This is a genomic window from Xylanibacter muris, from assembly GCF_013166605.1.
Lineage (GTDB): Bacteria > Bacteroidota > Bacteroidia > Bacteroidales > Bacteroidaceae > Prevotella > Prevotella muris.
In genome coordinates, this window is record NZ_JABKKF010000002.1 from 235762 (window position 1) to 256184 (window position 20423).

Annotated in this window: 20 protein-coding genes; 12 read left to right on the top strand and 8 right to left on the bottom strand. The window is 43.0% G+C overall.

Annotated elements, in window-relative coordinates; all coding sequences use genetic code 11:
- Positions 1–28 precede the first annotated feature (28 nt).
- Positions 29–2155, top strand: coding sequence for a beta-galactosidase (locus HPS56_RS02990; protein ID WP_253952370.1), 2127 nt, complete (start codon positions 29–31; stop codon positions 2153–2155).
- Between the two features lie 106 nt (positions 2156–2261).
- On the opposite strand, the gene HPS56_RS02995 is transcribed toward HPS56_RS02990, so the two are convergent.
- A complete protein-coding gene (locus HPS56_RS02995) occupies positions 2262–3197 on the bottom strand; it encodes an AraC family transcriptional regulator (protein WP_172273622.1) in 936 nt (311 codons plus the stop codon).
- A gap of 152 nt (positions 3198–3349) precedes the next feature.
- On the opposite strand from HPS56_RS02995, the gene HPS56_RS03000 reads away from it, so the two are divergent.
- The 4 genes from HPS56_RS03000 (at position 3350) to rprY (ending at position 9913) form a co-directional block, all read left to right on the top strand.
- Positions 3350–6238 (top strand): DUF8487 domain-containing protein, encoded by a 2889-nt coding sequence (locus HPS56_RS03000; RefSeq protein ID WP_172273625.1) that lies wholly within the window; start codon positions 3350–3352, stop codon positions 6236–6238.
- Between the two features lie 151 nt (positions 6239–6389).
- Positions 6390–7295 (top strand): helix-turn-helix domain-containing protein, encoded by a 906-nt coding sequence (locus HPS56_RS03005; RefSeq protein WP_172274226.1) that lies wholly within the window; start codon positions 6390–6392, stop codon positions 7293–7295.
- A gap of 284 nt (positions 7296–7579) precedes the next feature.
- Positions 7580–9142, top strand: coding sequence for a sensor histidine kinase (locus HPS56_RS03010; RefSeq protein ID WP_172273628.1), 1563 nt, complete (start codon positions 7580–7582; stop codon positions 9140–9142).
- Positions 9143–9214: 72 nt separating this feature from the next.
- Positions 9215–9913: a response regulator transcription factor RprY gene (rprY, locus tag HPS56_RS03015; RefSeq protein WP_172273631.1), complete on the top strand. Its 699-nt coding sequence runs from the start codon at positions 9215–9217 to the stop codon at positions 9911–9913.
- 37 nt (positions 9914–9950) lie between these two features.
- Here rprY and HPS56_RS03020 read toward each other — a convergent pair whose 3' ends face one another.
- Positions 9951–10130 (bottom strand): hypothetical protein, encoded by a 180-nt coding sequence (locus HPS56_RS03020; RefSeq protein ID WP_172273634.1) that lies wholly within the window; start codon positions 10128–10130, stop codon positions 9951–9953.
- A 433-nt stretch (positions 10131–10563) separates the two neighbouring features.
- Here HPS56_RS03020 and rpsF point away from each other — a divergent pair, with 433 nt between their 5' ends.
- From rpsF to rplI, 3 genes are read left to right on the top strand one after another with little or no spacing between them, the layout of a single operon-like run.
- Positions 10564–10908, top strand: a complete 345-nt coding sequence (gene rpsF / locus HPS56_RS03025) for a 30S ribosomal protein S6 (RefSeq protein WP_172273637.1) — start codon at positions 10564–10566, stop codon at positions 10906–10908.
- A gap of 3 nt (positions 10909–10911) precedes the next feature.
- Positions 10912–11178: a 30S ribosomal protein S18 gene (gene rpsR, locus HPS56_RS03030; RefSeq protein WP_172273640.1), complete on the top strand. Its 267-nt coding sequence runs from the start codon at positions 10912–10914 to the stop codon at positions 11176–11178.
- 15 nt (positions 11179–11193) lie between these two features.
- Positions 11194–11718, top strand: coding sequence for a 50S ribosomal protein L9 (gene rplI, locus HPS56_RS03035; RefSeq protein ID WP_172273643.1), 525 nt, complete (start codon positions 11194–11196; stop codon positions 11716–11718).
- 401 nt (positions 11719–12119) lie between these two features.
- Here the strand turns inward: rplI and HPS56_RS03040 are convergent, their stop codons facing one another.
- Positions 12120–12710, bottom strand: coding sequence for a porin family protein (locus tag HPS56_RS03040; RefSeq protein ID WP_172273646.1), 591 nt, complete (start codon positions 12708–12710; stop codon positions 12120–12122).
- A gap of 423 nt (positions 12711–13133) precedes the next feature.
- Between HPS56_RS03040 and HPS56_RS03045 the strand changes: the two genes are divergently transcribed.
- Positions 13134–14537: a C1 family peptidase gene (locus tag HPS56_RS03045; RefSeq protein ID WP_172273649.1), complete on the top strand. Its 1404-nt coding sequence runs from the start codon at positions 13134–13136 to the stop codon at positions 14535–14537.
- Between the two features lie 180 nt (positions 14538–14717).
- Here HPS56_RS03045 and HPS56_RS03050 read toward each other — a convergent pair whose 3' ends face one another.
- Positions 14718–15920, bottom strand: coding sequence for a C1 family peptidase (locus HPS56_RS03050; RefSeq protein ID WP_172273652.1), 1203 nt, complete (start codon positions 15918–15920; stop codon positions 14718–14720).
- A gap of 34 nt (positions 15921–15954) precedes the next feature.
- On the bottom strand, positions 15955–17352 hold the full coding sequence (locus HPS56_RS03055) for an aminopeptidase P family protein (RefSeq protein ID WP_172273655.1): 1398 nt from the start codon (positions 17350–17352) through the stop codon (positions 15955–15957).
- A gap of 95 nt (positions 17353–17447) precedes the next feature.
- Between HPS56_RS03055 and HPS56_RS03060 the strand changes: the two genes are divergently transcribed.
- The gene (locus HPS56_RS03060) at positions 17448–18302 is read left to right on the top strand and encodes a patatin-like phospholipase family protein (RefSeq protein WP_172274229.1); all 855 of its coding nucleotides are present in this window, start codon (positions 17448–17450) and stop codon (positions 18300–18302) included.
- Between the two features lie 24 nt (positions 18303–18326).
- Here HPS56_RS03060 and HPS56_RS03065 read toward each other — a convergent pair whose 3' ends face one another.
- From HPS56_RS03065 to HPS56_RS03075, 3 genes are all read right to left on the bottom strand, one after another.
- Positions 18327–18593: a hypothetical protein gene (locus HPS56_RS03065; protein ID WP_172273658.1), complete on the bottom strand. Its 267-nt coding sequence runs from the start codon at positions 18591–18593 to the stop codon at positions 18327–18329.
- Between the two features lie 21 nt (positions 18594–18614).
- Entirely contained in the window at positions 18615–18965 is a 351-nt protein-coding gene (locus HPS56_RS03070) for a phage holin family protein (RefSeq protein WP_172273661.1), read from the bottom strand.
- 82 nt (positions 18966–19047) lie between these two features.
- Positions 19048–19260: a YtxH domain-containing protein gene (locus HPS56_RS03075; protein WP_172273664.1), complete on the bottom strand. Its 213-nt coding sequence runs from the start codon at positions 19258–19260 to the stop codon at positions 19048–19050.
- A 236-nt stretch (positions 19261–19496) separates the two neighbouring features.
- Here HPS56_RS03075 and HPS56_RS03080 point away from each other — a divergent pair, with 236 nt between their 5' ends.
- Positions 19497–19979, top strand: a complete 483-nt coding sequence (locus tag HPS56_RS03080; RefSeq protein WP_172273667.1) for an SPOR domain-containing protein — start codon at positions 19497–19499, stop codon at positions 19977–19979.
- Between the two features lie 20 nt (positions 19980–19999).
- On the top strand, positions 20000–20419 hold the full coding sequence (gene ruvX / locus HPS56_RS03085; RefSeq protein ID WP_172273670.1) for a Holliday junction resolvase RuvX: 420 nt from the start codon (positions 20000–20002) through the stop codon (positions 20417–20419).
- Positions 20420–20423 lie beyond the last annotated feature (4 nt).

The following is a 20423-nucleotide window of genomic DNA, read 5'->3' on the forward strand; positions in this document are numbered from 1 at the left end:
AAACAATTATAACTAAAACAGTTCAAGTATGAAGAAAAGAAGTATGATGGTTGCTTTTGTCATGACAGCATCATTGTTTCTTGCATCTCCTTACGCACATCAGTCGGTTGTATATGCCGCTGGGGCGGAGAAGTCGGAGGTGAAGGCTGTTATTCAGGAGGTGAAATGGGATTCGCGCAGCCTTATCATTGGCGGCAAACGCGTTGTGCCGGTAATGGGTGAGGTGCACTATTCACGTATTCCGGCAGAAGAATGGAAGACGGAAGTGCGAAAGATGAAAGACGGAGGGGTGACGGTAATTGCCGCTTACGTATTCTGGAACCATGTTGAAGAAATGGAAGGTGTCTACAACTGGAGCGGTCAGCGTAATCTGCGCCGTTTCCTGGAAATATGCAAGGAAGAGAATATGCCGGTGGTTCTCCGCCTCGGTCCGTTCTGTCATGGAGAGGTGCGTAATGGAGGTATTCCGGACTGGATGTTTGCCAAAGGCTGCAAGATGCGTGAGGAAAATAAGATATTCATGCACTACTGCAAGCAGCTTTACAGGCAGATATTCTCACAGGTGCAGGGATTGCAATGGAAAGACGGTGGTCCGGTGATGGCGGCTCAGTTTGACAATGAATATCGCGGACGCGGAAGCTATCTCATGGCTTTAAAGAGAATAGCTCTTAATGCAGGTTTCGACCTTCCTTTCTATACGCGCACAGGATGGCCCGAGTTGCGTACTCCCGTTCCATACGGTGAAATGATTCCGCTCTATGGCGACTATGCCGACGGATTCTGGGAACGCAGTATAAAGGAAACAGCCGGAAACTATTACAAGGCGTTCAATTTTAAGGCTTTCCGCAGCTCTACAGCCATAGCCTCAGAGCAGCTTGGTGTTCAGAAAGAAAAACTGAACAAAGGTGACGAAGAGTATCCTTACTTTACCTGCGAGCTTGGCGGAGGTATGATGACCTCTTATCACCGCCGTGTTTATCTTTATCCTGAGGATGCCTATTCAATGGCACTTGTGAAGTTGGGTAGCGGAAGCAATTTGCTCGGGTATTATATGTATCACGGAGGAACCAATCCTGAGGGTTTCCAAAGAGGTTCTAATGATGACGGGAGCCTTATTTACCTGAATGAGAATCAGAAGACACTGGCAACAAATTACAATGACTTGCCGGTAAAGACATACGACTTCCAGGCGCCTCTCGGAGAGTTCGGACAAATAAATCCTCATTATTATATGCTGCGTAAGATTCATCTGTTCATGCACGACTATGCGGAGACACTTGCTCCGATGGATGCCGTGTTCCCTTGCGAGCAGGATATTCCAAAGGGCGATGACACCCATTTGCGCTGGGCATACCGTGTGGAAGGCAACAGTGCTTTCGTTTTTGTCAACAACTATGAGCGTCTGCAGAATCTCACGGCAAAGAAGAATGTGCGCTTTGATGTTTGCGGGGTCAGGTTTCCGCAGCGTCCGATAACAGTTCCGGCCGGTGCCATGTGCATATTTCCTGTGAATATAGACGGCATAAGATATGCAACGGCACAGATTATAGCAAAGCGCGAAGGCAAGATTTATCTTGAGCAGATAAAGGGCGTGCCGACGGAAATATGCGTTGAAGAAGGAGGCCGGCAAAAGGTTCTTAAGAATGTCAAGGCAAAAGGAACTGAAAAACCTGTGTATGGCAATATATATCTTGTTGACTCCCAAACTGCCGAAAGACTCTTCCTTTCCGGAACATCGTCAGATAAAGCGACGGAGGATGTTCCGACTCCGATTGTCACAAAGATGAGCAATGCCGGCGTCCCGAGAAAGATAACCGTTGGAGTGCAGAAAGTGGCAGAGGAGCCGGTAGATGCCGATTTCAAGGCGGCAGCTGTGTATACGATAGACAATCTTCCGATGAAGGAAAGGGAAGACAGAATTCTTACTATAAACTATCGCGGAGACTGCGCTCGTCTGTATGCCGGTGGCAAATTAGTGGCGGACAACTTCTACAACGGCCGTCCGTTCCTTTTCGGGCTGTGGCGTTTGCCTGAGGATTGCGGCAAGCTTGAACTGCGTATTCTGCCTTTGCAGAAGGATATGCCTGTATATTTCCCGCGCGAGGCCGATGTGAAAGAGCCGGGCGAAGAGGTCAAGAGTGTTGTGATTGAATAGAACCGGATTTCAGGTGATTAATAATGCCGCATGGTCTCAGTCATATCCATGGCAGGGACTATGCGGCATCATTCATTTTCCGGGACATACCCCGAAGACCTTAAGGTCATGGATGCGAATGACGGACATTTGCCGGTGCTGTATAGGAATTTAAACATTCTTCACTGTTTTTTGTTTCCCTGTATTGTTTTGGTGACATGCCCATAATCTTGCTGAACATACGTGAGAAATAGTAGCAGTCGTTAATGCCCACCTTATGGCAAATCTGGTTTATTTTCATTTCCGTTGTCTCAAGCATCCTGCATGCGTTCTGTACTCTCAGCAGGTTCAGGTAGCTGAGGGGGCTGTGCCCGGTATGCTGTTTGAATATCACCGAGAAATGTGTGGGCGAGAATCCTATGTAGTTGGATATTTCTTTTAGCGACAGGTGCTTTTCCATGTTCTCTTTCATGTAATGTATCGATGCACTTATGATATTCGTGTCTTTCTCTGTGCTTCCGGCTTTTCTGTATTGTTGCAGATATCTCATTGATGCAAGATAGTGGTGCAGGAGCGATGAGGCATATCTCAGGTTCTCGCGGCCGTATCCTTCGTGCAAAGTGTTGAATATTTCTTCAAATATATTGTTTCTCTCGTTTATTCTTGAATAAAGTCCCGGCTTTACTTCCTGCGGGCATTGTGCGCCTTCTGAATATATGGCGGCGTGTGCTCCTGTGAAATGCACCCAGTAAATAGTCCATGGGTTTTCGTCAAATGAAGCGTATGCGTGCGGTTTGTTTGCCGGAAGGATGAAATACTGGTTTTCACATACTTCAAACTTTTTGCTGTCAATGCTATACCATCCGGCACCGGAAATGCAGAATATAAGAACATACTGGTTTATTGGAATCTTTCTTTCCCGAAAATGGTTTATGGCCTTTGGATAATATCCTATGTCTGTTATGTAAAGACTTGACGTAAGGGCATCGTCTCTTTCCATCTCCACAGCCATTTGCGGCAGTATTATTGAGCGTTCTCCGGTAAATCCATCCTTCTGTTTCATGTCGCGAAGATAGTGATTTTAAGCGATAATCCGTTATATTGTCCATTAAAAAGTGAAGGTTGTATATTGATTTATAAGACAAATATGTATAACTTTGCATCCGGATATGTTAAATGCTTAAAACAAAACGGATTATATAAAAACAAATCTTTATGAACAAGAGAATTCTTACTTTCTTTCCATTTGCCGTATTGTGTATCTCCATGCATGCACAGACAATGGATATTTCAGGAAAATGGAATTTTGCCATCGGTGGCGACAAGCCTGTATATAATGATGAGATCGTGTTGCCGGGATCTATGCTGACAAATGGCAAGGGCGATGATGTGACTGTAGATACGAAATGGACAGGTTCATTGTATGACTCTTCTTTCTATTTCAATCCCTATATGGCAAAATATCGTGTCGCAGGAAAGATGAAGTTTCCGTTCTTCCTTACTCCTTCAAAACATTATGTTGGTGACGCATGGTATGGAACAGTGGTGAACGTGCCTAAAGAATGGAAGAAGCGTAAGGTGTTTCTTTATCTTGAGCGTCCCCATATCGAGACGACGGTATACATTAACGGAGAAAAGGCCGGAAGGGACTCTTCGCTCAGTGTAGGGCATGAGTTTGATATCACTCCGTTTGTAAAACCGGGAGCGGAGAACCGTATAGACATACGTGTATACAACGGGATTGAAAACGTATGTGTTGGACAGGATTCACACAGCGTCACAGACCAGACCCAAGGCAACTGGAACGGAATAGCGGGAAGGATAGAACTCGTATCACGTCCTGCAGAATATATAAATAATGTGCAGGTATATCCGAATATAAGTGATAAGTCCGTAGAGCTGCGCATGTCAATTTCAGGAGGGAAGGTAAATACCGACGCAAAATATAAAGTAGGTTTCCGTTTAAGGGATAATGACGGAAACGATGTTTTCAATGGCGGATTCATATCTCGTAATGTTACCGTTGACGATAGCGGAAATGCCACTGTGAATTTGGCGATGGGCGATGGTGTGAAGCTTTGGGACGAGTTTAATCCTATGCTGTATACCGTAGAGGCTGTGCTGAACAGGGATACCGTGCGCACCACTTTCGGAATGCGCGAGATAACCATTAAAGGCCGTCAGTTCTACATGAACGGAATTCCTATATGGATACGCGGCACGGTAGGCAACTGCTGTTTCCCGCTCACGGGCTATCCTCCAACTGATGAGGCTTCATGGATGGCGATATTCAGGAAATGCAAGGAGTATGGCCTTAATATGATGCGTTTTCATTCTTATTGTCCTCCGGAGGCAGCGTTTGCTGCGGCCGACAAGGTGGGATTCTATCTTCAGCCCGAAGGCCCATCATGGCCGAACCATGGCGTGAGGCTTGGGCGAGGCATGACCATAGACAAGTATCTTCTTGAAGAAACCCGGCGTATGGTTGAGGCATACGGCAACCATCCGTCGTTTTGCATGCTTGCCGCCGGCAATGAGCCGGCCGGAGATTGGGTGAAATGGGTAGGCAATTTTGTTGATTACTGGAAGCAGACCGGTGACCGTCGCAGGGTATATTGCGGAGCATCGGTAGGCGGAGGATGGGCCTTCGACCCAAAGAGCGAATATCATGTCAAGGGCGGTGCACGCGGTCTCGACTGGAACAACCGCCTGCCGCAGTCGGAGGATGACTATTATCAGTCGATAGTCAGTTTCACACAGAAAGGGCGCACACCTGTGACGTTTGAGATAAACGAGCCTTATCTCAGTCATGAGCAGGGACAATGGTGCGCATTTCCTGATTTGAAGGAGACTGTTCAATATACCGGTGCATATAAGGCTGGTAATTTCGAGATTTTCAGTGATTTGTTGCGTGACAACGGTATGGCGCCGCAGGCGGAGAAATTTCTTATGGCAAGCGGCAGGTTGCAGACGCTTGCATATAAATATGAGCTTGAGCGCAATTTGCGTACAAAGGATTATGCAGGCTTCCAGCTTCTCGGACTTAATGACTACAGCGGTCAGGGCACTGCATTGGTCGGGGTCTTGAATGTGTTTTGGCGTGAGAAAGGCTACTGTTCATCCGATGATTGGACGCAGTTCTGTTCGGCAGTGGTTCCTTTGGCCAGATTCCCTAAATTTGTGTATAGCAATGAAGATACACTTTCTGTGCCGGTGGAATTATATAATGCCTATAACGAACCTTTACACGATGCGGTGGCAGAATACACAGTGACATCCGGTGACCGTGTGATAATGAAAAGGTCTCAGACGGTGGATGGCGATATTTCTATAGGTAAGAATAATCCGTTGTGTGATGTGGCGATGCCACTCGCAGATATATGCGGGCCGTCAAAACTGAAACTGTCTGTGACGGTAAGGTCTAAGAATGCGCCTTTGGCTAATAACAGCTGGGAGTTCTGGGTGTATCCGTCGGATGTGGATATGCCGGAACCGGAAGATGTGTTCATAACCGACACACTTGATGCGAAGGCCGTTGCCATACTGGAAAAGGGAGGTAAGGTGCTGGTGACGGCAGCGGGTAAGGTGCGTTTCGGCAATGATGTGAAGCAGACGTATCTTCCCGTGTTTTGGAATACAAGCTGGTTTAAGATGCGTCCGCCTCATACGACAGGAGCGTATATAGACAACAGTCATCCGCTGTTCAGGTATTTCCCTACGGACGAATGGAGTAACCTCAACTGGTGGGAATTATTAAACAAGGCGCAAGTAATGAATCTAAGCCGTTTTCCGCATGAGTATCAACCGGCCATTCAGCCTATTGACACATGGCATGTGAGCCGTAAGCTGGGTATGATGATAGAGGCTAACGTGCTTGGAGGAAAGTTGCTTATGACGACAATGGATATAAGTAATGATCTTGACCGTCGTCTTGTGGCACGGCAGATGCGCAAGGCAATATTGAATTATATGCAGAGTGAGAGTTTTGTTCCTTCGTTGTCTATAGACCCGCAGGAGATATTCAACCTGTTTGAAAACGAAGCGCAGGGAGTGAATATGTTTACCAGCGATTCTCCGGATGAGCTTAAGCCAAAACTTAAATAACGGTGGGGTATGTTTTTCATATTCAGTAATTTTTATACACGGTATACAATGTTTTTTATTTAATTTTGCATCTGGAACGGTAATGTGTATGGTGGCATGCGCTTATGTCACAGACATATAATTATAACAGGTAATGTATTTCATGACAGGTATGGAAAATATGGTCAGAATAGACTCAATAGAGGATTATAATAAAATGTACGGATTCGAAACTCTTCATCCGTTAGTCACGGTTATTGACATGAATGAGACAACGGCAAGGTTTCCTCTTGAGGTTTCGTACAGCTATGGAGTTTATGCGATTTTCCTTAAACAGACATACTGTGGAGACATCACTTATGGCAGACAGCCGTATGATTATCAGGAGGGTACAATCACAAGTTTCGCTCCCGGACAGGTTGTACATGTCAGGCATGCCGAGGGATTCAAACCTGATGCCAGGGGTGTCTTATTTCATCCTGACCTTATTAGCGGGACATCGCTCGGACGTGAAATAAAGAGCTACGGATTCTTTTCTTATAGTTCAAACGAAGCTCTCCATTTGTCGGAAAGGGAGAAAGTCATATTTCTCGATTGCCTTGAAAAAATACGCATAGAACTGGAAAGACCGATTGACCGCCATACAAAGACGCTCGTCTGTAAGAATATAGAATTGTTGTTAGACTACTGCATGAGGTTTTATGACCGCCAGTTTATTACCCGTGAGAATGTGAATCATGATGTGTTAGTGCGTTTTGAGTCCTTGTTGGACGGCTATTTCAAAAGTAGGAATCCAATTGAGCATGGATTGCCGTCGGTTAAGTATTTTGCAGAGAACTGTTATCTTTCCCCAAATTATTTTGGTGATTTGGTGAAGAAAGAGACCGGGCGTACACCCCAGGAGATTATTCAAAATAAAATTCTTGATATGGCAAAGAACGAGCTTTTGGGGACGAACAGCACAATAGGTGATATATCATACCGCCTGGGATTTCAATATTCGCAGCATTTCAACCGCTTTTTTAAGAAAGGTGCCGGGATGACTCCAAGTGAATACCGCATGCTTAATGTGAATTAAACGTAACCGGAAAGGATATAAATATTCTTACGGATAATCATTTACCGTCAGGAAACGGCTTCGCACTGTGTAAGAGAGAGCCTGTTTATTTTGATGGATTATATAAGCGGAACATATTATAACGTTTGTTTTTTCATATAATATATAAACGTTATGATATGTTTTTGTGTTTTTACTTTTGTATTTTAAATTAAAACAAAAGTTTTTGGTTAACATTGTTAAATTTAACGCAATTAATTAACTGATTAATTTTGACGTCTGCTATTTTGTGTTATCTTTGCAACATGAAGAAATCAATGATTTGGACAATAGCGATAGTAATGGGATTCGCGTTTCTCGGGTTGCTTTATCTTCAGCTCTCCTATATAGAGGAGATGGCAAAGATGAAAAAGGAGCAGTTTGATGAATCAGTAAACCGCAGCCTCTATCAGGCTTCAAGAAACCTTGAGGTGAACGAGACTTTACGCTATCTGGAAAAAGATGTCAATGAGACAGAGCGCCGTGCTTTCAGGCATGATTCGCTGATGTCGCGCTCTGGAAAAGTAAACGGAGGGGTGGTGCAACATTCTCATCAGTATTCCGTGTCGGGGAAAGACGGTACAGTGTATTCTTCATTCCAACTGAAGACGATCACTACAAAGCCTTCCACAATACCAAAGGCGATGATTCTGAAATCAGACCGGAATTCCATAAGTGAAGCTTCGAAGTCGTTGCAGGAAATAGTGAGAAACAGATATGTGTATCAGAAGGCATTGCTCGACGAGGTGGTCTATAACATATTGTATACAGCCAGTGACAGACCGTTGAAGGAACGTATAAACTTCAAACTGTTGGATCAGGACTTGAGAGCCGAACTGTTGAATAACGGAATAAACATTCCATATCATTTTACGGTGTCTACAGCCGACGGACGTGAGGTTTACCGTTGTCCTGATTATACTGACGAGGGATTGGCATACACCTATTCGCAGGTGTTGTTCCGCAACGATCCGTCTTCGAAGATGGGAGTGGTGAAGATTCATTTTCCCGATATCAACAGCTATATATTCTCAAGTATACGCTTCATGATACCTTCGGTGGTGTTTACGTTGGTGCTTCTAATAACGTTTGTGTTCACGATAGTCGTGATATTCCGTCAAAAGAGATATACGGAGATAAAGAACGACTTCATAAATAATATGACACATGAGTTGAAAACACCCATTGCAAGTATTTCACTCGCTGCACAGATGCTTAATGACGAGGGGGTTACCAAGAGTGCGACAATGATGAAACATCTTGGCGGAGTGATAAACGACGAGTCAAAGCGATTGCGCTTCCTTGTTGAGAAAGTTCTTCAGATGTCAATGTTTGACCGTAAGAAGGCTGTGTTCAAGAAAAAGGAGATAGACTTGAACGAACTCGTGGAAAATACAGCTAACTCGTTCTCGTTGCGTGTAGAACATACCGGTGGCAAGATATATACGGATATAGGAGCTGTTGATTCAACGATATATGTGGATGAGATGCACTTCCAGAATGTGGTGTTTAACTTGATGGATAATGCCGTGAAGTATAGGAATCCGGATAAGCCGCTTGACATATACATGAAGACATGGAACGATAACGATCGTCTGTTCCTTTCTATAAAGGATACGGGAATGGGAATAAGAAAAGATAATCTGAAAAAGATCTTTGAAAAGTTCTATCGGGTGCATACCGGCAACCGTCATGATGCCAAAGGATTCGGTCTCGGTCTTGCTTATGTAAAAAAGATTGTGGACCTTCATAAAGGTGAGATACATGTTGAGAGCGATTACGGAAAGGGAACCACATTCACAATATCCCTTCCGGTAATAAAGAGCTGACGGAAGCTTAGACTGTTACTATGATAATGTATAATAAATAAAATAATAATAACCCTTTAAAATAAAAGAATTATGGACGATAACTTGAAAATTCTTCTTTGTGAAGACGATGAGAACTTGGGTATGTTGCTTCGTGAGTATCTTGCAGCAAAGAACTACACTGCAGAGCTGTGCCCCGATGGAGAAGCCGGATACAAGGCATTTCTGAAAGGAAAGTTCGATATCTGTGTGCTTGATGTTATGATGCCTAAGAAGGACGGCTTCACGCTTGCACAGGAGATACGTTCCGCAAATGCAGAGATTCCGATTATATTCCTTACAGCGAAGACATTGAAAGAGGATATCCTCGAAGGTTTCAAGATTGGTGCGGATGATTATATAACCAAGCCATTCTCAATGGAAGAACTCGTATTCCGTATTGAAGCCATACTTCGCCGTGTACGTGGAAAGAAGAGCAAGGAGAGTACTCTTTACAATATCGGCCGCTTTACATTCGACACGCAGAAGCAGCTGCTGACAATCGGCGACAAGCAGACAAAGCTTACAACCAAGGAGAACGAATTGCTTGCATTGCTTTGTAGTCATGCAAATGAGATATTGCAGAGAGATTTCGCACTTAAGACGATATGGATAGATGACAACTATTTTAATGCAAGGTCAATGGACGTGTACATCACCAAGTTGCGTAAGCATCTTAAGGATGACGACCAGATAGAAATCATCAATATCCACGGAAAGGGATATAAACTTATCACTCCTGAGGAAGAATAATATTTCCAGGCTGAGGAATGATGTCTGAATTCAGAAATCAATATCGGCTGTTTTTCTTGGAAATTGCAACATAGATTGCGATGCCGAGTATAATAAATGCCAATGCTGTCAGTAGAGCGGCATTGGCATTTTTACATCCTGACAGAAATTCACCGACGAGCATAAGTGCCCCTGTCGCAGTAATTATAATACCTATATATTCTTTATTCTTTCTCATTGTATCGAATCGCATTTTATTTGCATTATCGAATGCAAAGGTAATGTAAATCCATAATATGTGTATAATTTGAAGCAGAAATATTCTGCTGGATATTGATCCCGGATAGTTCATCTGACCTTGAAACGTATGAAACCAATATTTTTCTCAGGCCTTTTCAACTCACAGATGTATTTCTTTAGGTATATTGCTTCAGTCTTCGTCTTGATATAGCCGTTTGTGTCTTGTTTCCGGTGTCGCAACCAGAACAAATCAAAATGAGTACTTGTTTTACATCTGACAATCAGTTCGGATTTATTGCATTTACTAAAATGATTCCGTAAAAATAGTTAAATATACATAATGGTACTTGCGCTATGTATTTTGTATGGAATAAAAATGCTACCTTTGCACCACATTTTGCGAATTTAATAAATTTTTAATCATTTAAAGCATGAATCAATACGAAACCGTTTTCATTTTGACTCCCGTTTTGTCTGATGAACAGATGAAGGAAGCGGTCGCAAAGTTCAAGAAGATTCTTACCGATAATGGTGCGGAAATTCTGAATGAAGAGGCTTGGGGACTGAAGAAGATGGCTTATGCTATTCAGAAGAAGTCTACAGGTTTCTACTGCCTGTTAGAGTTTAAGGCAGAGCCGTCAGTAATTAAAAAACTTGAGGTTGGCTATCGTCGTGACGAGAAAGTTATCCGTCACATGACAGTTAAGCTTGACAAGTATGCTGCAGAATATGCAGAAAAGAGAAGAAAGAAGTACGCTAAAACAGAGGAGGCATAAGTTATGGCACAAGAATCAGAAATAAGATATTTGACACCACCGTCAGTGGATGTAAAGAAAAAGAAATATTGCCGTTTCAAGAAAAGCGGTATTAAATATATAGATTATAAGGATCCGGAGTTCCTTAAGAAATTCCTCAACGAGCAGGGTAAGATTCTGCCGCGTCGTATTACAGGTACATCTTTGAAGTATCAGCGTCGTGTGGCACAGGCTGTTAAACGTGCACGCCAGATTGCCTTGTTGCCTTACGTAACAGACTTGATGAAATAATAGGAGGGGACATATATGGAAATAATACTGAAAGAAGATATCATTGGCTTAGGATTTAAGAACGATATCGTAGAAGTAAAGCCAGGTTATGGACGTAACTACCTTATTCCTACAGGAAAGGCTGTTATCGCTTCTCCGTCTGCAAAAAAAGTATTGGCAGAAAACCTCCGTCAGCAGGCTCATAAGCTGGCTGCTTTGAAAGAAGCCGCAGAAAAGAAGGCAGAGGCTATAAAGAATGTTGCACTTACCATTTCTGCCAAGGTTAATAGTTCAACAGGTGTGACTTACGGTTCTGTAAACGTAGCTCATGTTGCAGAAGAACTGAAGAAACTGGGTCACGATATTGACCGTAAGATTATCTTGATGCGTGATATTAAGACTGTAGGTGATTATGTTGCCACAGTTTGTTTCCACAAGGAAGTTTCTGTAGAGATACCGGTTAAGGTGGTTGCAGAAAATGCTCCTGTTGCAAAGGAAGAGGTTGTAGAGGCTGCTGCTGAAGTTCCTGCGGTAGAAGAGAATGCCACTGTAGCAGAATAATTTTAGCTGTAAAGCAACATCATATTTATTATACGGTAAAGACTCCGTCCTTTTTTGTAAGGATGGGGTCTTTTATTATATATAGTCCTCTGTTTAATTGGCCGCTGGTTCAGCGGTCTCTTTCTTTCTCTCCCTTTTGATGAGCTGGAGGGGCTTCTTCCAGCAAGTAGGGACATCGCTTTGCGATGTGTATGTTTTTGTATAATAAATAGGTTTGTGTGGTCGTCTGCCGCTTGAAAAATACAGAAGCTATGCTCTACTTTGACTTTGGGATGACTGTTCTAAAATCTTTATATTTGTGTAGCAATGATTTCAGTATTGAAACTGTCTTGTGCCCAAATAAAAGCCGGATGCGCTGAAATTTTGCGCATCCGGCTTTTATTTGGGTGAAAAAACTATAATCAGAAGTTATAAATAAGTGAGAACTTAAGATTTTCACCGTTCAGGTTGAAGTCAAATTCAGATGAAGCTTTAATGTTGTCTCCATCAGGTTTGTAGCTGGTGTAACCGAGGTAACCGACTCTTGTGAGGAGTGTGAGCTTGTCTGTCAGATCTATTGCGATTCCTGGACGTACGCCAATTCCCCATTCGCTTGCTTTTTCACTTTCAGAATACTCTTTACCGGTGTCTTCGTCGTTATAAGTCTTGGTTTCTTTTAAATGTGCATAACCGAAGCTGGCTTCTCCAAACAGGCTGACCTTATTCCATTTTACGAATGTGTATCTGATATACGGCTCGATTGCGAATACATCATTTTTTAAGTCTCCTTCTTTAGAATGACCGTAACCGAGCATAAGACCGATGCTCATGTTGTCATCAAGTTTGTATCCGATTTCCGGTACAAGATTTATTGTTGTCTTAGTGTCTACATCTGCTTTCTCATGATGGTAAGGTTTGTATGAATTGAAACCGATACCACCACCGATATAAACCTGTGCACTTGCACTGAACGTTACAGCCATAAAGGCAATCATTAACATTAGTTTCTTCATAATCGTAAGAAATTTAATTGTTTGACATAAATGTTTTTGTCTCTAAATTTATAAGAGTACTTTGCAAAGATATGTTTATTTTTTAATATAACAAATGTTTTCTTGAAAAAAAATGACTTAGTCGCATTTTTTTCAAGAAAGATATTGACTGTTTGGTTTATATGGGAATAATATTTTCCTATTTGTAAGATATTGTATGTTTATAGACTGTTTTGGTGCATTTTATGTATCCTTCAATTTTGTAGATTAAGGATTATGCTTGTATTTTTGTTTTAATCATTATTATTTGTATGGTGACTATTATGGAAATCCAAGTTTTATTATTATATATACTTAATGTAGTAGATAAAATAAAGAAAAAACTCATTGTTTCGGATAAAAAGCATTAATTTTGCAGTAATTATATATAATAATGTAAATAGAATGAATAAACAACATTTTTTTATTGCCGCAGCTTTCATGTTCGCCGTGTCTTCGTATTCTCAGACAAAAGACGGTGGTATTTCTCAGCAGATGCTGAGTGAGATACAGAAAGCCCAGAAAATGACGAGTGCCGACAAGGCTTTGGCAAATGCCATTGCCGCAAACTCTATTGACAATCTTGCGAAAAATCATGCCGCTGCAGGTGAACTTGACACTTATTTCAGTGTTGAGACAAAGAAGCAAAGCATTACCGACCAGCAGAGTTCAGGACGTTGTTGGATGTTCAGCGGGATGAATGTCTTGCGTTCGAATTTTGCGCAGAAAACAGACTCGCTTACTGTGGATTTCTCACAGAGCTATCTTTTTTTCTGGGATCAGCTGGAGAAAGCAAATCTTTTTCTGCAGGGAGTCGTAGATAATGCGAAAAAGCCGATGGAGGATGTGCGTGTGCAGTTCTTTTTCAAGAATCCTCTTAATGACGGCGGTACTTTTTGCGGAGTCGCGGATTTGGCAGAAAAGTATGGACTTGTGCCTAAATCTGTAATGCCGGAGACGTTCTCAAGTGACAATACTTCGCGCATGTCAAGGCTCATATCATCCAAATTGCGTGAGTTCGGTCTGCAGTTGCGTCAGATGGTGGCCGACGGGCGTAAAGCTTCCGAAATAAAAGCAGCAAAGACAAAGATGCTTGCCACAGTATATCACATGTTGGCCATAACAATTGGCGAGCCACCGGCAAAGTTTACATACGCATTTAAAAATAAGAGCGGCCGGACGGTTGGTGAGGAGAAGACTTATACTCCTTTGGAATTTTATAAAGAGGTGGTAGGCGATAAACTGAACGGTTCGTTTATCATGGCCATGAATGATCCGCGTCGTCCGTACTACAAGACATACGAAGTTGAATACGATCGTCACACATACGACGGCCATAACTGGAAATATATCAATCTGCCTATGGATGAGATTGAGCAGATGGCCATAGCATCTTTGAAAGACGGCCGTAAGCTGTACAGCTCTTATGATGTGGCGAAGTTCCTCGACCGTAAGCGCGGCTATGCAGACCTTGAAAATTTCGACTATGAGTCGCTTATGGGTACGACATTCGGTATGGATAAGGCTCAGCGCATCAGTACTTTCGATAGCGGTTCCACACACGCAATGACTTTGACTGCCGTTGATCTCGATGCTTCAGGCAAAGCAAAGAAATGGAAGGTTGAGAATAGCTGGGGAGCATCATGGGGACAGAACGGATGTATGATAATGTCAGACCGTTGGATGCGTGAGTTTATGTTCCGTCTTGTAGTTGACAAGAAGTATGTTCCGGAAAATATAATCAAGCTCAACGAGCAGAAGCCCATTATGGTAATGCCAGAGGATCCGCTTTTCGGAGCTGATGACTGATATGACTGGGTTGTGACATCGTTTTGCGATGTGTAAGTAAAGTGAGGTGCATATCAAAAAGCTATACGCAAGCTTTTGGTATGCACCTCATGGTTTTATACAGTTTCCAATTGTCTGTAATAAAAAACAGTCCCGATCACGCCATCGTGCCGGGACTGTTGCATATATTATGCATGATTGTTAGATACCGAGTTTCTTGCGGATATCTTTAGGAATGGCATTTTTGTTTACCATGAAGTCCATGGTCTTGTAGGCAACGAAAGCTTTTGTCATATACCAAATGCCTTTGTAGTCGCCCCATTCACCCCATGAGTTTTTAACCATGTAGTATTCCTTGCCGTTCTGGTCTTTTGCAATGCCGAAGAGATGCATTCCATGGTCATCTGTGGTTTCCCAGTTGTCGTAGGCCTCCTGACGCATTTCCTGTGTGGGGACAATTTCAGGTGCGTTTACTCCGAGAGAGTCGAATTTTTCAGACTTTGCTGTTTGTGTAAGTCTGAGCCAGCGTGCCGCATCGCTTCCTGCAAGGCTCTGCACTTTCTTTGTGTCGTATGCCACACCGAGACCTTTGCGTGTGAAGCCGTCCTCGGATACATCGCCTCCCCACATGATAGTGTAGCCTTCGTTGATTGCATTGTCGATGATTCTCATCATTTCGTCCATGGGAACGTTGTAGCTTGGCTTCCAGCGCCAGTTGTCCTGCACTTCAACAATGAATGTTTCATAGAAAGGATGGTGTGTGAAGCTGCTGATGCTCACGTAGTCATCCATGTTTAGCCCGAGACTTGCTGCGAATGTTTTCGGAGTGTATGTCTTGCCTTCGTATGTGAAAGATTCCGGGCATTCGCCAAGATATGCGTCAAGAATACCCTGAAGGCCTTTTTTCCATGCTGGTGTTAGTTTCTTGAAATTGCTTTTTGCTATACCCTCAACGTACGGAGTCATGACAGCAAAGAACTCGTTGAAATTGTTCAGAGAGTCACCTTGCGGTGTGCCAGGAGCAGGCATCGCACTTTCCGGACAGATGCCGTAGTTTTTTATGCAGTATACGGGATCGTAGCCTGATCCGCCCTGTGAGAATGAAATGTCACCGTGCATGCGTACTGCGGCAATGGCTCGGTCCATGTATGTCTTGCTGGCAACGAAGTTCTCACATAAGTCGTAGGTCTTTCCTGTTTTCTTCAGTATCTCACTCTCAAGGAAAGAAAGTGTTGAATAAGCCCAGCACGTACCGCTGCGGTTTTGGTCTTTGATACTTGTGATTTTGTTCTCTTTTACGGTTGTGAATACCGGTTTGTTTGATTTCACAGAATCCTTCTTGTCTTCTGCCGAAACGCCGAGCGCAATCATTGCAGCGAAGGAAAGTGTTAAGAATTTCTTCATGTCTGTTTTATTTATTAAGTTGTTTTATTTATATTTATCTGCATGAGTTCATAAATTCCTCTACATCATCGGGATGGTACGGAATGCGTTTGGTTCCCATGAAACGGCATCCGTCCTTTGTTATGAGAATATCGTCTTCTATGCGTATGCCTCCGAAATCCTTGTATGTTTCAAGAAGGTCGAAGTTGATGAAGTCCTTGCAATGGCCGCTTGCTTTCCAATTGTCGATAAGTGCCGGTATAAAGTATATGCCCGGTTCGTCTGTTATTACAAATCCCTCTTCCAGTTTTCTGCCCATTCGCAAACAGTTTGTGCCGAACTGTGACGACGGATGCGTCTCATCATCAAATCCGACGTACTGTTGTCCGAGACCTTCCATATCATGCACGTCCATTCCCATCATGTGACCCAGTCCGTGGGGTAAGAACATCGCATGCGCTCCGGCCTTTACTGCCTCATCGATATCGCCTTTCATCAGTCCTATTTCTTTCAGTCGTTCGGTCATTAGCCTGCATACCGACATGTGTACATCCATCCACTTCACTCCTGGTGCTGCAACGGCAAGGGCATGATCGTGGCATTCCTCGACAATTTTGTATATTTCAAGTTGGCGCTGTGAGAATTTTCCGTCTACGGGATATGTTCTCGTATTGTCAGAGCAGTAGTCGTTAAGTTCGCATCCTGCATCGCAGAGCACCATGCGTCCGGATTCAAGAAGTGCGTCAGACGGGCATCCGTGCATTATTTCTCCGTGCTGTGTAAAAATTGTTGCGAAGCTGACCATGGATGAAAGCGATCCGGCCACACCGCTTACCTGTCCACCGATGTATCGCTCGGTCATTCCCGGACATGTGAGTCGCATTCCTGTGGTGTGCATCTCGTATCCAATGTCGCATGCCTTGTCTATGGCATCTATCTCCTGAGGTTCCTTTGTGGAGCGCATTTTTACCACAGCTTTTATAAGCGTCAGCGATGCTGCCTCGCGTTGCTGTGACGGATGTATGCCGAGTAAGTCCATAATATTTATCATGGTGTCGTGGCGGTATGGCGGCAGAAAATGTACTGTACGGTGGTTTTTTAAAGCCTCATTGCATATTGTCTTGAGGCTTTTCATGGGCAGGGTATTACTTATTCCTACTTGTGAGGCCATTTCGGCAACGCTGTCTACGGAGCCGAACCATACAATATCCTCGATATCGATATCGTTGCCTACGAGTGTCTCGGTGTCGTTGTCGATGTCAATCACCCCAACAAGTCCGTCACGGTGCTGGCCGAAATAATATATGAACGATGAGTCTTGACGGAAAGGGTAGTATCCGTTGGCGGGATAGTTTGCTGGAGAATCATTATTCCCAAACAGGATAATGACACCGCTCCTGACAAGTTTCTTAAGTTCCGCGCGGCGTGAAATGTAAGTTTCTTTACTGAACATATTGCAATTTTTTAGTTCAAACATACAAATAATATGCAAAGATAATCATTTTTTATTAAAATGCTGTACCTTTGCATGTAATTATAAAATATTTAATGTCTGTGGAACGGATAACAAGAAATACCGGACTGGTTTTGGAAGGAGGCGGAATGCGTGGGGTGTTCACAAGCGGTGTGCTCGATGCCTTCATGAAGCATGACTTATATTTCGATTATGTGGTGGCGGTGTCGGCAGGAGCATGCAACGGTCTGTCGTATATGAGCCGTCAGCCGCGGCGAGCACGCATATCAAACATAGACATGCTTGAAAAATATGATTATATAGGATTCCGTCATCTGGTCACTCAGGGATGTATTTTTGATCCGGATCTGCTCTATGATCGTTTTCCGAATGAACTGATACCATACGACTATGAAACTTACTTCAATTCTGGGGAAACGTTTGAGATGGTTGTGACAAATTGTATCACAGGACGTGCGGAGTATCTTTCGGAGATGTCTGGAAACGTGAGTCGTGTGATAGATATAGTTCGGGCAAGCAGTTCTCTGCCTTACGTCAGTAAAATTATTTATGTGGACGGGAAACCGTATCTTGACGGTGGAATTGCAGACAGTATTCCGGTGGAAAGGGCAATTCACATGGGACACAAGACGAATGTTGTTGTGCTTACGCGTAACCGCGGATACCGCAATACCTCAAAAGATGTCAAGATACCGAAATTCATATATAGAAGATATCCTCGCCTGAGGCTTTTGCTTAGCAAAAGGATAGAAGCTTATAATGCACAGCTGGATATGATAGACCGTATGGAGGCTGATGGCAGCATTTGCTGTATACGTCCGGAAAGGCCTATGGAGGTGGGGCGCATGGAAAAAGATATAAAAAAACTTGAAGCACTTTATGAAGAGGGCTTCAACATTGGGAATATGTTTTGTGAGAAGATGATGTAAGAGATAAAAAGGATGGAATGGCGTCTATCTGCGTTTCTTCTTTCTTGAGAATATAGAACCGTATTGTTTCATAATCTTCCTTACAAGCATAAACGCATCGAAAGCCGTTATGCTGTTGCTTATTATTGAGGTTACAAATTCTCCTTTTGTGCTCGTTTTTTTGGGTACGAACAATTCTTCCCAAATGACGGCTATCTGTTCGCCTTTGCTTTGCAGTTGTGCATGCAGTTCTTCCTTTTTGGTCTGTATATCCTCCAATGTATGGTATGTGTTGGGACGGAATGTTTCCATAAGTTATGTTTTGTATGATTACTATTTGTTTAACAGGATGTTGGCCAGAATTTTTATTATGGGTCTTTCTATCCATGACTTTCTGAATAAAATCACGAGTATCAGCATGAGAAGGAAGAATCCGCCTACGGCAGCGAAACTCCCTGCCGTGCCCAGATGCGGCTCAAGCATGTATATAAAGGCAAATGAAAAATAGAACAATACGGCAATTACCAATATAAGCATAGTAACAGCCAATGCCATTGCAGTGAGTAGTCTTACCGTTTTTTCCGTGACATCAAATTTAATGTACTCCTTTTGTGTTTTAAGATAAGATCTTAGCGTTTCTATGAGTTGTGCAATCAACTCTACATTCTTGTCGCTCGATAGCATGGGGCGGTGTGGTAAAAGGTTTGACAAAAACAGACGGTGGTGGAGTCAGTCTCCGCCACCGTCATATAATCTTCATTTTGGATTATTCAATCGGAGATGCTCCCTGAATGTCGTCAACCAAGTCGCCCACTTCTTTACGGCTAAGCTTGATATTGTGTTTCTTCAGAAATTCGTCTACTGCATCAGTAATCCTGTTACGCGTGTCTGTTCCTTTCTCAGGAGCCATTAATAAACCAATTGCTGCACCGGCGATTGCACCGCCTAAAAATGCACCGATATAACCTAAACTTTTCATAGTTGTATAATATTTAATTAAACATGAATTTCTTTGTTATCACATTGCAAATATACGGAAAAAACATATAACGGGATAATTTTTATTCTGATTTTATGTTAAAAGGATTGTATTTCTTTTATTTAACAAACTTTATGTGGCGTTTCTGATAACGTTTGCATGATATTTTGTAACTTCGCGAAAATATTGTTTTTACCAAAAAGCATTAATGTATAATTTTAAATAGAAATATAAAGATGAAAAAGTACATGGTATTATGCGCAGGATTCTGTGTGGCGTTGGCGTTCACAAGTTGTAAATCGCATGAGAGCGCTTACAAGAAGGCCTATGAGAAAGCACAGCAACAGGTAACGGAAGAGCCTGTACTTCCGGTGGAGAATGTAGTAGCTCCGGTTGTTGAGAAACCTGCCACGGAAACAAGGATTGTAGATAATGTGGATAACGTACAGGTGCGTGAGGAGAAAGTTTCTGTCATAAGCGGCTCAGGGCTGAAGAGTTTCAGTGTTGTTGTCGGGTCTTTTTCTGTGAAGGTAAATGCCGAAGGTCTGCAGCAACAGCTGAAGAATGCCGGATATGATGCGCAGATAGTTAAGAATGATGACCGCAATATGTATCGTGTGGTGGCAACGACATTCGAGTCAAAGGCTGATGCAGCGGCAAGCCGTGATCAGTTGCGCGCAAAATATGACGGTGCATGGTTGCTTTATAAAGGACAGTAATTCATAGCAATTATTATATAGTGGCACGTATTTTATCTGTAGATTACGGAAAAAAACGTACCGGACTTGCAGTAACCGATCCTCTTCAGATAATACCAGGAGGATTGGCTACTGTTTCTACGTCCGGGCTTTTTGAGTTTCTGGAGGATTATGTGGCAAAAGAGAATGTCGAACTTATAATAATAGGTGAGCCTCGTCAGACTAATGGCAAGCCGAGTGAGAACTTTGGCAGGGTGAAGGAGTTCGTAAACAGATGGCGTAAGGCAATGCCTGACATTCCTATAGAGTTTTATGACGAGCGTTTCACGTCAGTGCTTGCACATAGGACAATGATAGACAGCGGAATCGGTAAGATGGCTCGCAGGAATAAAGCCTTGGTGGATGAAATAAGTGCTACGATTATTCTTCAGGACTATATGGCCTCGAGGAGAAAAATATAAAAAC